This window comes from Pseudomonadota bacterium (assembly GCA_039196715.1).
Lineage (GTDB): Bacteria > Pseudomonadota > Gammaproteobacteria > CALCKW01 > CALCKW01 > CALCKW01.
Genome location: JBCCUP010000011.1, coordinates 1 through 14,580 on the forward strand (window position 1 = coordinate 1; position 14,580 = coordinate 14,580).

Annotated in this window: 13 protein-coding genes; 1 reads left to right on the forward strand and 12 read right to left on the reverse strand. The window is 67.2% G+C overall.

Going from position 1 to position 14,580, the window contains the following annotated elements; genetic code table 11:
- Positions 1–327: 327 nt before the first annotated feature.
- Complete coding sequence (locus AAGA11_06115; protein ID MEM9602416.1) at positions 328–1,176, forward strand: TauD/TfdA family dioxygenase; 849 nt, start codon at positions 328–330, stop codon at positions 1,174–1,176.
- 30 nt (positions 1,177–1,206) lie between these two features.
- Here AAGA11_06115 and AAGA11_06120 read toward each other — a convergent pair whose 3' ends face one another.
- The 12 genes from AAGA11_06120 to AAGA11_06175 form a co-directional block, all read right to left on the reverse strand.
- The gene (locus AAGA11_06120) at positions 1,207–2,289 is read right to left on the reverse strand and encodes an ABC transporter ATP-binding protein (GenBank protein ID MEM9602417.1); all 1,083 of its coding nucleotides are present in this window, start codon (positions 2,287–2,289) and stop codon (positions 1,207–1,209) included.
- A gap of 12 nt (positions 2,290–2,301) precedes the next feature.
- Complete coding sequence (locus tag AAGA11_06125) at positions 2,302–4,518, reverse strand: iron ABC transporter permease (protein MEM9602418.1); 2,217 nt, start codon at positions 4,516–4,518, stop codon at positions 2,302–2,304.
- A 13-nt stretch (positions 4,519–4,531) separates the two neighbouring features.
- Positions 4,532–5,563 (reverse strand): ABC transporter substrate-binding protein, encoded by a 1,032-nt coding sequence (locus AAGA11_06130; GenBank protein ID MEM9602419.1) that lies wholly within the window; start codon positions 5,561–5,563, stop codon positions 4,532–4,534.
- Between the two features lie 1,093 nt (positions 5,564–6,656).
- Positions 6,657–7,421 carry an HAD family hydrolase gene (locus AAGA11_06135; protein ID MEM9602420.1) on the reverse strand — a complete coding sequence of 255 codons (765 nt, stop codon included), beginning with the start codon at positions 7,419–7,421 and terminating at the stop codon, positions 6,657–6,659.
- 8 nt (positions 7,422–7,429) lie between these two features.
- Complete coding sequence (locus AAGA11_06140; protein ID MEM9602421.1) at positions 7,430–8,230, reverse strand: inositol monophosphatase; 801 nt, start codon at positions 8,228–8,230, stop codon at positions 7,430–7,432.
- Between the two features lie 71 nt (positions 8,231–8,301).
- Positions 8,302–10,005 carry an amidohydrolase gene (locus AAGA11_06145; GenBank protein ID MEM9602422.1) on the reverse strand — a complete coding sequence of 568 codons (1,704 nt, stop codon included), beginning with the start codon at positions 10,003–10,005 and terminating at the stop codon, positions 8,302–8,304.
- Positions 10,002–10,511: a VTT domain-containing protein gene (locus AAGA11_06150; protein MEM9602423.1), complete on the reverse strand. Its 510-nt coding sequence runs from the start codon at positions 10,509–10,511 to the stop codon at positions 10,002–10,004. The genes AAGA11_06145 and AAGA11_06150 overlap by 4 nt, the downstream gene beginning before the upstream one ends.
- Before the next feature lie 257 nt (positions 10,512–10,768).
- Positions 10,769–11,170, reverse strand: coding sequence for a RidA family protein (locus AAGA11_06155; GenBank protein ID MEM9602424.1), 402 nt, complete (start codon positions 11,168–11,170; stop codon positions 10,769–10,771).
- Positions 11,171–11,216: 46 nt separating this feature from the next.
- Positions 11,217–11,903, reverse strand: coding sequence for an ABC transporter ATP-binding protein (locus tag AAGA11_06160; protein ID MEM9602425.1), 687 nt, complete (start codon positions 11,901–11,903; stop codon positions 11,217–11,219).
- The gene (locus AAGA11_06165; GenBank protein MEM9602426.1) at positions 11,900–12,649 is read right to left on the reverse strand and encodes an ABC transporter ATP-binding protein; all 750 of its coding nucleotides are present in this window, start codon (positions 12,647–12,649) and stop codon (positions 11,900–11,902) included. The genes AAGA11_06160 and AAGA11_06165 overlap by 4 nt, the downstream gene beginning before the upstream one ends.
- A complete protein-coding gene (locus tag AAGA11_06170) occupies positions 12,642–13,628 on the reverse strand; it encodes a branched-chain amino acid ABC transporter permease (GenBank protein MEM9602427.1) in 987 nt (328 codons plus the stop codon). Before AAGA11_06170 ends, AAGA11_06165 begins: the two co-directional genes overlap by 8 nt.
- Positions 13,625–14,545 carry a branched-chain amino acid ABC transporter permease gene (locus tag AAGA11_06175; protein ID MEM9602428.1) on the reverse strand — a complete coding sequence of 307 codons (921 nt, stop codon included), beginning with the start codon at positions 14,543–14,545 and terminating at the stop codon, positions 13,625–13,627. Before AAGA11_06175 ends, AAGA11_06170 begins: the two co-directional genes overlap by 4 nt.
- Positions 14,546–14,580: the final 35 nt, after the last annotated feature.

The following is a 14,580-nucleotide window of genomic DNA, read 5'->3' on the forward strand; positions in this document are numbered from 1 at the left end:
CTGGTGTCGCAGACCCTGCCGCGGTCACCGCGACCGGATCCGGCGCCCGCGCTCAGGCCGATCTGTTCGATCCCCCGCAGCGGTCACGATGCCTTGTTGCACGCCGTGCACCGGGCGAGCTGGCGCGTCGCTCGGCGGTGTGCCGTGGCGGTCGAGCGGTGAGTGTGATGCGTCCGTCTGCGAACGACGCGCTGCGTGCTGCGTCAGGCCCGATCGCAGGGCGCGCAAACCGCCCCAATGCGCCCGTGCGGGTCAGCGCGGGCGGAGACTGCCGTCTGACCGGCATGGCCGGGTCTGGCGCAACAACCACTCCTGGAGGACGCCGCCTTGGTTGCCCTAACGCAACACCACTATGAGCACATCACCGCGACGCCGTTCGCGCCCAACCTCGGCGCGGAGATCCGCGGCGTGGATCTGAGCCAGCCGATCACGGACGCGCAGTTCGCTGACATCCGGCAGGCGTTCCTCGACTACCAGGTGCTGCTGTTCAAGGACCAGGTTGAAATCCCGCCCGAGCAGCACATTGCCTTCGGCAAACGCTTCGGCGAGCTGCATGCGCACCCGGCGGCGCCCACCATGGACGGCTACCCCGAGATTTTCGAGATTCACGCGACCAAGGATTCGAAGATCGCCAACGGGGAATTCTGGCACTCGGACGTGTCCTGCGATGAAGAGCCGCCGCTTGGCACCATGTTGCAATTGCACATCCTGCCCCCCTGCGGTGGTGACACCCTGTTCAGCAACATGTACTCGGCCTACGACGCGCTGTCAGCACCGCTGAGGACGCTCGTCGATGGCCTGACTGCCACGCACGCGTCCGAGCACATCTACAAGGGGCGTTATTCGGACCGGGGCCAGAGTGACGCCGAGATCGACTGCCCCACGGCGGTCCACCCGGTGGTGCGCACCCACCCGGACACCGGGCGCAAGGCGCTCTTTGTCAACCGCACCTTCACCACACGGTTGAACGAGCTTTCGGCGGCCGAGAGCGATGCGGTGCTGGAGATGCTATTCACCCACTGCGAACACATCAACCACCAGATCCGCTTCCGCTGGAGTCTGCACGACATGGCCTTCTGGGATAACCGCTGCTGTATGCACCGTGCGATCTGGGACTACTGGCCCGAGGAGCGCAAGGGCCGCCGGGTGACCATCAAGGGCGACCGGCCGCGGTAGACGGCCGCGGTTCGTGCCGCGGCTCTGGCTTCATGGCTGGCTCGGCAACAACACCGGGCCGGAGCCGGCAAAGCTCAGTGCGAGGTCCTGGCCCACAGTAAAAGGCTGATCGACGTCGGGCGAGGTGGCGAAGAGGGTGCCGACGGGCGTGTCGACGGTGTACTCCATGTGGCTGCCGACGTAGGTGGCCTTGGCGATGCGGGCGCTGACCAGGTCCGGCGTGCTCGCTTCCACAAGTTGCACGCGTTCCGGCCGCACCGCGACCGTGGCTGGCCCGGGGCCGAGGCCGCGGGCGGGCAGGCGGTGGCTGTGGTCGCCGATGCGGATGTGCGCAGTGTCGCCGTCGACGGTGTCGATCTCGCAAGGGATGAGGTTGGCTTCGCCGATGAAGTCGGCGACGAAGGCGTCGGCCGGCGCTTCGAACAGCTCGCGCGGTGTGCCCTCTTGGGCGATGGCGGCGTTGCGCATGACGATGATGCGGTCGGACACGGCCAGAGCCTCTTCCTGGTCGTGCGTCACGTAGACGACGGTGAGGCCGAGGTTCTGCTGGATGTCACGGATGTCTTCGCGCACCTGCCGGCGCAGCTTGGCATCGAGGTTGGAGAGCGGCTCGTCGAACAGCAGCACCTGCGGCTCGAGCACCAGCGCACGGGCGACTGCCACACGTTGTTGCTGGCCGCCTGACAGTTCGCTCGGCAGACGCTTCTCGAAGGCGCCGAGGCCGACGAGCTCGAGCCCGGCCATCGCGCGTTCGCGCGTCTCGACCTTGTTGTAGCCGCTGTAGTTCAGCCCGTAGGAGACGTTCTCCATCACGCTCATGTGCGGGAAGAGCGCGTAGCTCTGAAACACCATCGACACGTCGCGGTCGGTGGCGGGCAGGGTGGTGACGTCGGTGTCGCCGATCAGGATGCGGCCTGCGGTCGCGATTTCGAGCCCGGCGATCATGCGCAGCGTCGTTGTCTTGCCGCAGCCCGAGGGCCCGAGCAGGGTCACGAGCGTGCTCGGCTCGATGGTCAGCGAGATGTTGTCCACGGCCAGCACGTCGGTGCCGTAGCGCTTGGACACCTGCTCGAAGCGAACCGAGGCGGCTTTGCTGTTGATCGTGTCTGCCATGGTGAATGCGTCCTAGTGTCCGTGACCGGCGGCCTGGCGCCGGCCGATCGCGGTGCGGCCGACGGCCAGTTGCATCGCGCCGACGACCGCCAGCATGACGACGATCAGTGTGGTCGAGTAGGCGATCGCGAGCCCGTAGTCGTTGTTCTCCACCCGGCCGATGATGTACGCGGTGGCCATGTCGTACTCGGCGCTGACGAGGAAGATCACAGCCGAGACCGCGGTCATCGCGGTGACAAAGCTGTACACCAGCGCCGCGAGGATGGCGGGCTTGAGCAGCGGCAGGATGATCCGTCTGAAGGTGTGCCAGCTGTTGGCGCCGAGCGTCAGCGAGCTCTCGTCAAGGCTCTTGTCGAGCTGCGACATCGAGGCAATCCCCGCGCGCACGCCAACGGACATGTTGCGGAAGATGAAGCTGATCACGAGGATGACACCCGTGCCGGTCAGTTCGAGCGGCGGCACGTTGAACGCGAGGATGTAGCTCACGCCGATCACGGTGCCGGGGATGGCAAAGCTCAACATGGTGCCAAACTCGAAGCTCGACTTGCCGGTGAAGGTCTGGCGCGTCAGGAGGTAGGCGGTCAGCAGGCCGAGCGCTGCGGTCAGTGGCGCGGCGATCGCGGCGATCTGGATGGTGGTCCAGAAGCTGTTCCAGGCCGCGCCGGTCCAGCGCACGCCGTTGTCGTCGAGCGCCACCGAGAAGGCCGTGACGTAGTGCTTGAAGGTCAGCGAGTTGTTGACGCCCCACAGCTCGACAAAGCTGCCAACGACAATCATGCCGTAGATGATCGCGGTGAAGCTCGCCCAGACCACGGCGATGACGATCACGGGCAGCGACAGGGCCTTCGGCATGGTCGGGTGCACGCCCGCGTCGCCCTTGCCCGAGACGGTGGTGTAGGACTTCTTGCCGAGCCAGAAGCGCTGCGCGTAGAACGCGCCGAGCGTGAAGGCCAGCAGCACGATGGCGAGCACGGCGGCCTGGCCCTGGTCGTATTGCGCGCCGACGATGGCGAAGAAGATCTCGGTGGCGAGCACGTCGTAGTTGCCGCCGAGCACGAGCGGGTTGCCGAAGTCCGCCATGCTCTCGATGAAGCCCAGCAGGAAGGCGTTGGCAAGGCCGGGGCGCATCAGCGGGAAGGACACCGTCCGAAACACCTGCCACTTGCTCGCGCGCAAGGTCTGGGCGGCTTCCTCCATTGACGGGCTCACGCCCTCGACCACGCCGATCAGCACCAGAAAGGCGATCGGGGTGAAGGCGAGCACCTGCGCAATCAGGATGCCGGGCAGGCCGTAGACCCAGCGCGTGGGCTGCACGCCGAGCAGGTCGGCGACGAAAGTGGTCACGGTGCCCGAGAGGCCGAACAGCAGGATGATCGCAAGCCCAATCACAAACGGCGGTGTGATGATCGGCAACACGGTCAGCGCGCGCATTGCACGCTTGTATTTGAAGCCCGACCGCGTCACCACCAGCGCGAACACGAGGCCGAGAAGTGTCGTGATCACGCCCACGGCAACCGCGAGGAAGAGGGAGTTCCAGGCGACGCCGCAGCGGTTGCCGCCGGTCACGCAGCCGAGCCCCCAGAGACGGTCGTCGAAGAACTTCGCCGCGAACACGCTGACCGAGTAGGTGCTTTCCTCGGTGATGAAGGCGGCGGTCAGCATTTTCGCGATCGGGAAGAAGACGAAGATCGCAATCACGGCGATGACGCCGCCGATCGCGCTGACGACGAACACGTCGCCGTTGATCGCGCCGCGCGCCGCGATGCCCTGGGTAAAGAGGAAGAGCAGCGCAGTGGCGAGGAAGAGTGCACCGTAGCCCATGCCGAACTGGCGGTCGCCGAGCGGCCCGAACAGCGATTCGAACACGCCGAACTGCCAGCCGCGCAGGCCGATGCCGAAGCCCTGGAACAGCAGCCAGGTGCAGCCGAAGGCGCTCGCGGCGATCAGCACGGTGGCGTAGCGCGGGTCGGATTTGGGGCGGCCGAGCGCGGCCAGCACCGCGAAGAGCGGCAGTGCCAGCGGCGCCAGCCAGAGTTTTTCGCCCTGGGCGATCAGGAAGGCCGCCGGGGCGTAGTCGGTGTCGAACGGGTAGCCGTCGAACAGCCACTCGAAGGTGAAGAAGCCGTCTTCGATCGCGTACCACGGCAGCACGAAGAAACCGACCCAACCGATGACGATCCAGAAGATCAGTACCGGTTGGGCCGGGTCCCTCGCGTTCGCAGTGCGCACGGCGGTGAGTGGCTTACTGCGGCAGGACAGAGACCTCGTCGTCCCACTTCTTCAGCAGGCGTTTGCGCTCGGCACTGGAGCCGTACTTGGCAAAGTCGTAGTCGATCAGGGTGATCGACGCGAGGTCCGGTGCACTCGGGGAGGTTTCAGCGCCCATGTTGGAGGGCACCTGGAACGCATTCACCTGCAACGCGAGCGTCTGCGCCTCGGCGGTCAGTGCCCAGTCGTAGAACGCTTGCGCGCTCTCGGGGTTGCGGCCGTCCTTGATGATCGACATGGAGCCGATCTCGTAGCCGGTGCCTTCGCACGGGGCCACCACGGTGATCGGGAAGCCCGCGACCGCCTGCTTGACCGCGTCGTGCATGAAGACGATGCCGATGGTGGTCTCGCCGCGTGCCGCCGCCTTGATTGGCGCCGAGCCGGACTTGGTGTACTGGTTGATGTTGGCGTGCAGGCCCTTCATGAACTCGAAGCCCTCGTCCTCGCCAAAGAGCTGCACGATGGTCGCGAGCGTGGTGTAGGCGGTGCCGGAGGAGTTCGGGTTGGCCATCTGCACGTGGCCCTTGTACTCGGGCTTCAGGAGGTCCTTCCAGCAGCCGGGCTCGGGCAGGCCGTTGGCGGCCAGGAGCTCGGTGTTGTAGCCGTAGCCGAGCGCGCCGGAGTAGATGCCGATGGTCTTGTCGCCAGCGGAGGTCGCCTGTGAGATCGACCAGTCGTTCAGCTCGGAGCGCATGTCGCTCACGTAGGCTGCGGTCAGACCCTCTTCGGCGGCCTGCAGGTGCGGGTCACCGGTGCCGCCCCACCAGACGTCGCCCTTGGGGTTGGTGGCCTCGGCCTTGATCTGGGCGAAGGTCTCGCCGGAGCTCTTGCGGGTCATCGACACGTCGATGCCGGTGGCATCTTCGAAGCTGTTGACCATCAGCTGGCACCAGTCTTCCTGCGCGCTGCAGTAGAGCGTCATCTTGTCCTTGGCCACGGCGACCGGTGCAGTGCCGGTGACCATGACAGCCAGGATGCTGGATGCCAAGAGTGTGCGTTTCGTCATTGTGCGAGTCTCCCTGAATGCGCGTCTTTCGACGTGGGTTGCCGGGTGTGACGTGGCCGTCGTTGTTGCGGTGACGCCCGGTGTTCGGGTGGGGCAACGGCGCGTGCCGGGCGATGTCACACCCGAGTGGGCAGTGTGCCCACGTGTTGTCTGTCCTCACACGGCAGCATGCACAGGAATGCAGTATCCGGCAAGTTTTTGCTTGGGGGTGGTGGAGGGCGGTCGCGGGCTCGAACAGGACTGATGACCTTGGGAGCGTCGTCCTCGTCCGGCCGTGCGGGCCGGATGAGACGGCGCGAAGTGCTGCGGTGGAGGATTAGGCTGCAGCGGTGACGGCGAGATCGCATTCGCGCGGGTCGCCGTTGGCGAGCCCGTGCTCCCACCAGGTGTTGCGGCGGGTTCAAAACTGCCGTGGGAGCGCCGTCCTCATCCGGCCGGTTAGGCCGGGTGAGACGGGGCGAAGTGCTGAGGTAGAGGATTCGGCTGCAGCGGTGACGGTGAGATTGCATTCGCGCGGGTCGCCTTCGGCGAGCCCGTGCTCCCACAGGGTGCGGTGTCTCGCTTGACGCTGTTGGTGGCGTGAGTGCCAGTGGTAATGAATGGGTTTGGTGCGTCGTCGTTAGGGCCGCACGTGTTTGGGTTCCGATGGTTGTGATCAGCTCTGCCGTGGGAGCGTCGTCCTCGTCCGGCCGTGCGGGCCGGATGAGACGGCGCGAAGTGGTGTGGTGTTGAAGTTGGCCGCAGCGGTGACGGTGAGATCGCATTCGCGCGGGTCGCCTTCGGCGAGCCCACGCTCCCACGGGGGTGCGGTGGCTGGCTTGATACTGGTGATGGCGCGAGTGTCAGTGGTAGCGGGTTGACTCTATACGCCGTCGTTCGGGCCGTTCGTGCTCTGGTTCCAATGGGCGTGGTCAGCTCCGCTGTGGGAGCATCGTCCTCGTCCGGCCGCGTAGGCCGGATGAGACGGCGCGAAGTGGTGTGGTGTGGAATTCGGCCGCAGCGGTGACGGTGAGATTGCATTCGCGCGGATCGCCGTTGGCGAGCCCACGCTCCCACAGGGTTCGTTGGTGGGCTTTGTGTTGCCGTGGTGCGCTCAGTTCGGCGCGTTGCCGAGCAGCACGCTGGGGTTGTCCGCAATGCGGTTGAGGATGTCGAGGGTGCCGGCGAGGACGGGGTCGGGCGAGACGTAGACGGCTTGCGCTTGCAGTTCCGGGCTGGCGTTTGACGGGCAGTACCCATGCGCTGCTGCGGCGAACAATCCGAGGTCGCCGTTGCTGTCGCCGATGCCCGCGGTGTTGTCGAGCGGGACACCGAGGCGGGCGCACACGGCCTCGACCCCGCTGCCCTTGCTGATGCCCTGCGGCGTGATGTCGACCGAGGTGGTCGAGTGCGACCAGGCGACGGGGTGCGCGCCGAAACGGGCTTTGAGGTCATCCATTCGCGCGTGGATGGCGCGCTGGCTCTGATCGCTGATGGCCGGGCCGGTCAGGCACAGGCTGTAGGCGTTGCCGACTTCGAAGTAGAGGTCCTCGGTGAGGATGTCACCCGCACGGATGGCGCGTTCGACCTCGGCGATGGCGCGCAGACTCTCAGAGTCGGCTACCGGCAGGTAGGTGTCGGTGGCTGGGGCATAGACCAGCGCGCCGCCTTCACAGACCAGCGGCAGCACCGAATCGAGCGTTTGTGCCACGGCTTCGGCAAAGGGCTGCGGGCGGCCCGTGCACAGCGTGAAACCGATGCCGTGCTTGGCAAGTCGCGCGATGACCGCGCGCGCCTCGAGCAGGCGTGGCAGGTCGAACGCGCGGTTCTTGCCGTCGCTGAGGCAGCCGTCGATGTCGCAGAAAATCAGGGCGTTCACAGGCGCGCTCAATCCGACTGGCCGAAAGTCTGGTTGCAGAGCGTGACCAGTGTGTCGAACACCGCTGGCGTCCCGACCACCACGCGGCCACCCTCGGCGATCACGGTGTCGGCGTCCTGCATTTCGATCAGGCCGCCGGCTTCCTTCACCAGCAATTGGCCGGCGAGGTAGTCCCACGCGTTCATGTGTTCCTCGACGTAGCCGAGCAAGCGCCCGTCCGCGACGTACGCGAGCGAAAGCGCGCCGGATGCGTTTCGGTAGAACACACTGCCCTGTTCAATCAGACCGGTGATGGTGCCGCAGATGTTGAGCTCGCGCACCCGCCCGGAATACCCGACGCCCACCGAGCCGTGGCCGAGGCCCGGTGCACTCGAGACCGCCATCGGCTGGCCGTTGCGGTACGCGCCCTCGTTGGCGACAGCCGAATAGAGTTCGTCGTGTACCGGGTCGCAGATGACGCCGATCTGCGTTTGGCCGCCGTGCACGCAGGCGAGCACCACAACCCAGGTCGGGATGCCGGCGAGGAAGTTGGCGGTGCCGTCGATCGGGTCGATCACCCAGGTGTAGCCGGACGTGCCGGCCACCGGCGCGTGCTCTTCGCCGACAATGCCGTCGTCCGGAAACGCCTCGCGCAGCCGCTGGCGGATCAGCAGCTCGACGTTCTTGTCGGCCTCGGACACGAGGTCCTGGTGGCCCTTCTGCTCCACCGTCAGACTGTCGAGGCGGCGAAAGTAGGCGAGTGCCTCGACGCCCGCGTCCTGGCTGATCGACTTGGCGGCCACGAGGCGGGTGTGCCGGTCTGCGTCCATGGTGCCGTCTCGAGGTTACGTTGAATGCCGCCACTATAGTGGGTTTGTGCGGTGGCGGTGCGGTCCCGCCCTCACTCGTCGGCGCGTGTGTACACCACCGCGCCGCCCACGATGGTCTGTTCCACCTGCAGCGCGTGCAGGTCGCTCGGGTTGTCGAGTGGGTTGCCGGAGAGCACCACCAGGTCTGCGAGCTGACCCACAGCGATCTGGCCCACGGTGCCGGACTGGAACGTTTGCCACGCGGCGTCGCGTGTGACCGCGGCGAGCGCGTCGGCCGCGTTGATGCGTTCGTGGTCGCCCAGCGTCTGGCCGCTCAAGGTGGTGCGGGTGACCGCACTTGCGATAAGCCGCAGCTGATCGATCGGCGTGACCGGCGTGTCGGTGTGCAGGGTGAACGGCAAGCCGGCTTTCGCAGCGCTCGCGGCCGGGCTGATAGTCTCGGCGCGCACCGGCCCGAGGTGCAGCTGACTGTGCACGTCACCCCAGTAGTAGACGTGGTTTGAGAAGAAACTCGGTGTGATGCCGCAGTTGCGCATCGCCGGGAGCTGGTCGCTGCGCGCCAGCTGCGCGTGCACGAGGATCATGCGGTGGTCTTCTCGCGGGTCGGTGGCTTGCAGGCGTTTGCAGGCGGCAATGATGTCGTCGATGGCGGCGTCGCCGTTGCCGTGGATGGCGAGCTGCCAGCCCGCCTTGTGGTAGGGCAAGCCGATGCGGTAGAGCTGTTCCTGGGTCAGCAGCGCAAAGCCGCGGTAGGTCGTGGGTCGGCCGTTGCGTTGGCGATGGTAGGGCTGGGTCAGCCAGGCGGTGTGGCCTTGCGGGCTGCCGTCGGCGAAGAGTTTGATGGCCGAGATGCGGAAGCGGTCGCTGCGGTAGTCGGCCGGGTTGATGCGGCCGTCGAGGATGGCGCGGCCGAGGGTTTTCTCCTTGGCCCAGATGTTCAGCCGAAACGGGATCAGCCCCAGCCGCTGCCCCCAGTACAGGGCTTGCATCAGCCGGGTGTTGGCGCCGCCGTTCTGCGCGGTGGTGATGCCGGCGGCGCGGTAGTCGTCCACAGCGCGTTGCAGCATTGCGTACACATCCCACCCGCTGAACGTGCCGAGCAGACGGCTCATCGGCGGCGCCGCGGCTTCGAGCAGCAGGCCATTGGGCCGGCCGGTTGCCGGGTCGCGCGCGATGATGCCACCGAGCGGGTTCGGCGTCCTGTCGTCGATGCCAAGTTCCGCCAGCGCTGTCGAGTTGGCCACGCCCATGTGCCCCGAGCTGTGCCAGAGGTAGACGGGCTTGTCCGGCACCGCCGCGTCGAGTTCGGCGCGGGTGGGGTGGCGTTGCTCGGCGAGGAAGGAATCGTCGTAGCCGAAGCCGATCACCCAGTCGCGGTCACTCGCGGTGTCGTAGCGCTGAATTGCGTCGAGCAGTTTCGGGATGCTGTCGACGTTACCGATCGGCGGTGGGCGAAGGTCGGCGGTGACGGCAAAGAGTCCGCTCACCGGGAAGTGGCTGTGGGCGTCGATGAAGCCCGGCATCAGCGTCTTGCCACCGAGGTCGACGAGCTCGGTGTCGGGCGAGCGCCAGCGGGTGACATCGGCGTTTTTGCCGACGGCTTCGACGCGGCCGTCGCGGATGGCGATCGCTTCGGCCACGGTGTTGTCCGCGTCCAGCGTCAGCACGGTGCCGTTGTGGTAGATGCGGTGTGGGTGCGTCGCCGGTGCGAGAAGGAGGTAGGCCGCAACCGCGATCGCCGCCAGCGCCAGCAGGCCCCATCGGCGCGCATTCATGTCGCGTCGGGCGTCAGGCTGGCGCGGTGTTTTCGGTAGAGCCAGGCGCTCAGGATCAGCGCGATCACGGTGAGCACGCCAGCCAGGATCAGCTGGTCGGTCGAGCGCACCTTGAGGCCGTTGCCGATCAGCACGAAGATGCTGGTCTGCGGCAGAAAGCCGAGCAGGGACGCGAGAAAAAACGTGCGCGCGCGGATGTGCGTGGTGCCGGCCGCGAGGTTGGTCAGCATGTTCGTGCCGACCGGCAGGAAGCGGATGATCAGGATCTTGAGGAACGTGTCCTCGGCGGCAAAGCGCGTGAGTGCGTCGGCGATCTTCGGGAAGCGCCGTTGCACCCAGGCACGTGCGAGGTGGCGCGACACGAGGAAGGTCGTGATCGCGCCGAGGCTGCACGCGGCGATGGCGAGCGGCAGGCCCACCGCCAGCCCGAATCCGAAACCCGAGATCAGTGCAATCAACTGCCGCGGCACACCGACGGCGGTCGCGAGCGTGCCGCCGAGCAGCATCAGCCCCACGCCTGCGGGCCCGAACGCCGCCAGGCGGTTGCCGAGGTCGTCGGCAAGCCGGTTGCTGTCGATCCCGTTCAGCGGCGAGAACCACAGGATCAGCCCGCCGAGCGCGACGCTCGAGACGAGGATGATCAGGATGAGGGCGGTGCGCTGGGCGATGACGGGCGGCCGGTGTGGAGAAGGTTTGGAGCGCTAGCGTGCCGCATTGTTCACCCGACTGGCCAGACGGGAAACCACGGTGTGGTCAGTGCGTGTCAGTCTGTTCCGATGTGCGCTGTCGCCTCGATCTCGACCAGGGCGGCGTCTTCGATGAGGCCGGCGACGACGACCATCGACATGGCGGGGTAGTGCTTGCCGAAGACGGTGCGGTAAGCGGCGCCGACTTCGGCCTGGCGGGCGAGGTACTCGGCCTTGTCGGTAACGAACCAGGTCAGGCGGGTGATGTCGCGGACTTCGCCGCCGGCGGTGGTGACGATGTCGGCGATGTTCTGCAGGGCTTGTTGCATCTGCTCGACAAAGCCGCCGTCGACGAAGCGCTTGTTGGCGTCCCAGCCAATCTGCCCGCCGATGTGGAGCGTGCCGTCGCGCGTCAGCATGCCGTTCGCGTAGCCCTTGGCCGGCAGCCAGCCTTCGGGGTGGACGGTCTCGTGCCTCATGCGGGGCTCCTCGGTGGCGGCGGTGTGGGGTGGGTCATGGCGGTGCTCATACCCCCACGTAGCGTTCGGTGATGTCGGCGGTCAGCGCGTCGGTGGCGCCGGTCCAGACGGTGCGGCCGCGCTCGAGGATCACGGCGCGGTCGGCGACGCGGGTCAGTTCTTTGAGCGACTTGTCGATCAGGAGCAGCGCCACGCCGGTCTCGGCCTTGAGTGTCAGCATGGCGGCCCAGATTTCCTGGCGGATGATCGGCGCGAGGCCCTCGGTGGCTTCGTCGAGGATCAGCAGGCGCGGGTTGGTCATCAGCGCACGGCCGATGGCGAGCATCTGCTGCTCGCCGCCGGAGAGCGACGCCGCGCGTTGCCCGGTGCGTTCGCCGAGGCGCGGGAAGAGGGTGGCGACCTTGGTGACGTCCCACTCGCCCGGCCGTGCCGCGGCAATCAGGTTTTCGTGCACGGTCAGGTCGGCGAAACAGCGGCGGCCCTCGGGCACAAGACCAATGCCGAGGCGAGCGGCGGCGTGGCTCGGCAGGCTGTGCAGGTCGGTGCCACGAAAACGCAGGCCGCCGGCGGAGCCAATCATCCGGCAGATGGCCTTGACCGTCGTCGACTTGCCCATGCCGTTCCGGCCCATCAATGCGATGACCTCGCCTTCATCCAGCGCGAAGTCAACGCCGAAGAGCGCCTGGCTGCTGCCGTAGTGCGCGCTGAGCTGATCGACTTCGAGCAGGCTCATGCGTCGTCCCCGAGGTAGGCTTCGCGCACGGCCGGGTGGCTGCGGATGGCGTCGCTGCTGCCGGTGGCGATCACGCTGCCGTAGACCAGCACCGAGATGCGGTCGGCGAGCGCGAAGACCGCGTCCATATCGTGCTCCACCAACAGGATCGGCGCCTCCTGGCGCAGCCCGTCGAGGAAGGCGGTCATGGTCTTGGAACCCTCGGCGCCGAGGCCGGCCATCGGCTCGTCCATGATGAACACACTCGGGTCGAGGGTCAGCGCCACGGCCACTTCGAGCTGGCGTCGTTGGCCGTGGCTGAGGTTGGCGCACGGGGTGTCGCGGTGGGCGTCGAGGTCGACGCGCGCGAGCGCGTGGCGGGCGCGGTCGACGAGGTCGCGGCGGTTGAGCGCACCGCGCCAGAAGCGGCTCGCTTGGCGCGCCGCGCCGATGGCACCGAGCACGGCGTTCTCGAGCACGGTGTCCTCCATCGCGAGCGCGGACACCTGAAAGGTGCGGCCGAGGCCGGCGCGCGCACGGGCGGCGGTGCCAAGCGGCGAGAGGTCGGCGCCGTTCAGCCACACCTCGCCGCTGTCCGGTGTGAGTTCGCCGCAGATCTGCTTGATCAGGGTCGACTTGCCCGCGCCGTTCGGGCCGATCACCGCGTGGATCTCGCCGGGGTGCAGGGTGATCGAGACGTCGTCGGTCGCGACCAGCGCGCCGAAGCGTTTCGACAGGCCGCGGGTTTCGAGCCGGGGGTCAGACATGCGCGCCCTCCCGCCCGGTCAGCAGGCCCATGACGCCGCCGCGGCCGAACACCACGATCACCAGCAGCACGATGCCGAGGTAGATGTGCCAGAACTCGGTCAGCCCGCCGAGCACGTGCTCGAGCGTGACGAACACGCACGCACCGATCACCGGGCCCATGAGCCGGCCGACGCCGCCGATGATGATCAGCACAATCAGCTCGCCCGAGAGCTGCCAGCTGAACATCGACGGTGAGACGAAGCGGTTGAGGTCGGCGAACAGCGCACCGGCGAGGCCGGTCACGCAGCCCGAAATGACGAAGGCCGCGAGGCGCAGGCGCATCGGATTGAGCCCGACCGCCTCGGCGCGCGCCTGCGATTGGCGGGTCGCGTTCAGCGCGAGGCCAAAGGGCGAGGCTTGCAGTTTGGCGGTGAACAGCAACACCACGCAGAGCAGCGCGAAGCACAAGCCGAAGAACTCGATCGGCACCAGCGTGTTGATGCCGGGGAAGCTGTTGCGCACGTAGATCGAGAGGCCGTCCTCGCCGCCGTACTCGGCCCAGGAAATCGCGAAATAGAAGAACATCTGGCCGAAGGCGAGCGTGATCATGATGAAGTACACGCCGCTGGTACGAAGCGACAACAGCCCGATCAGACACGCCGCGACGCCCGAGACCACCACCGCAACCAGCCAGATCACCGGCATCAGTTGGGTGCCGTCGGTTTCGAAGACGCCGAGGCTCAGCGGCGTGTAGTTCTGCGCGTGGTAGGCGAGGATGCCCATGGCGTAGCCGCCGAGGCCGAAGAAAACCGCGTGGCCGAAGCTCACGAGCCCGCCGATGCCGAGCAGGATGTTGAGCCCGACGGCGGCGAGCGCGAGGATCACCGCGCGGGTCACGAGGGTGATGGTGAAGGGCTCGTCCGCGAACAGCGCCCAAAGCGGCAGCGCCAGGATGCCAAGCAGCACCACGGCGTTGACGAGGCGCTCGTCGAGTCTCACGCGCGCGCCCCGAAGAGGCCGGACGGCCGCCACACCAGCACCGCGCCCATCAGCACGTAGATGCCCATCGACGCGAGCGCCGAGCCGGTCCTCTGCGCAGCGCCGGGTTCCATGAACCACTTGAGGAGTTCCGGCAGAAAGACGCCGCCCAGCGTGTCGGTGAGGCCGACCAGCAGCGCGCCGACCAGCGCGCCGCGAATCGAACCGATGCCGCCGATGACGATGACGACGAAGGCGAGGATCAGCACCGGCTCGCCCATGCCGACCTGCACCGATTGGATGGCCCCGACCAGTGCACCGGCGAGCCCGGCGAGCGCGGCGCCGAGCGCGAAGACGAGGGTGTAGAGTTTCGAGATGTCGACGCCGAGTGCCGCGATCATCTCGCGGTCGTTCTGCCCGGCGCGGATCTGGATGCCGAGCCGCGTGCGCTCGATCAGAAACCACAAGCCCGCCCCGACCGCGAGGCCGATCGCGATCAGCGACAGGCGGTAGCGCGAGTACTCGATGCCGCCCGGCAGCGTGATCGGGCCGGTCAGGGCGTCAGGGATGTCGAGAAAGAGCGGAAAGGAGCCGAACACCCAGCGCGTGCCCTCGGAGAAGATCAGGATCAGCGCAAAGGTCGCGAGCACCTGGTCGAGGTGGGCGGCGCGGTAGAGCCGGCGGATCACCACCACTTCAATGAGTGCCCCCGCGCAGGCCGCAGCCGCCAATGCCGCGACCAGGCCGAGCCCGAAGGAACCCGTCGCGCCCGCGACCGCGGCGGCGGCAAAGGCGCCGACCATGTAGAGCGAGCCGTGCGCGAGGTTGATCAGGCCCATCACGCCGAAGATCAGCGTGAGCCCGGCGGCCATCAGAAACAACATGATGCCGAACTGCAGGCCGTTCAGGATCTGCTCGATGACGAGGATGGTGGACATGGATACCGGCGGGACAGAGCACACCCGGGCGGCTG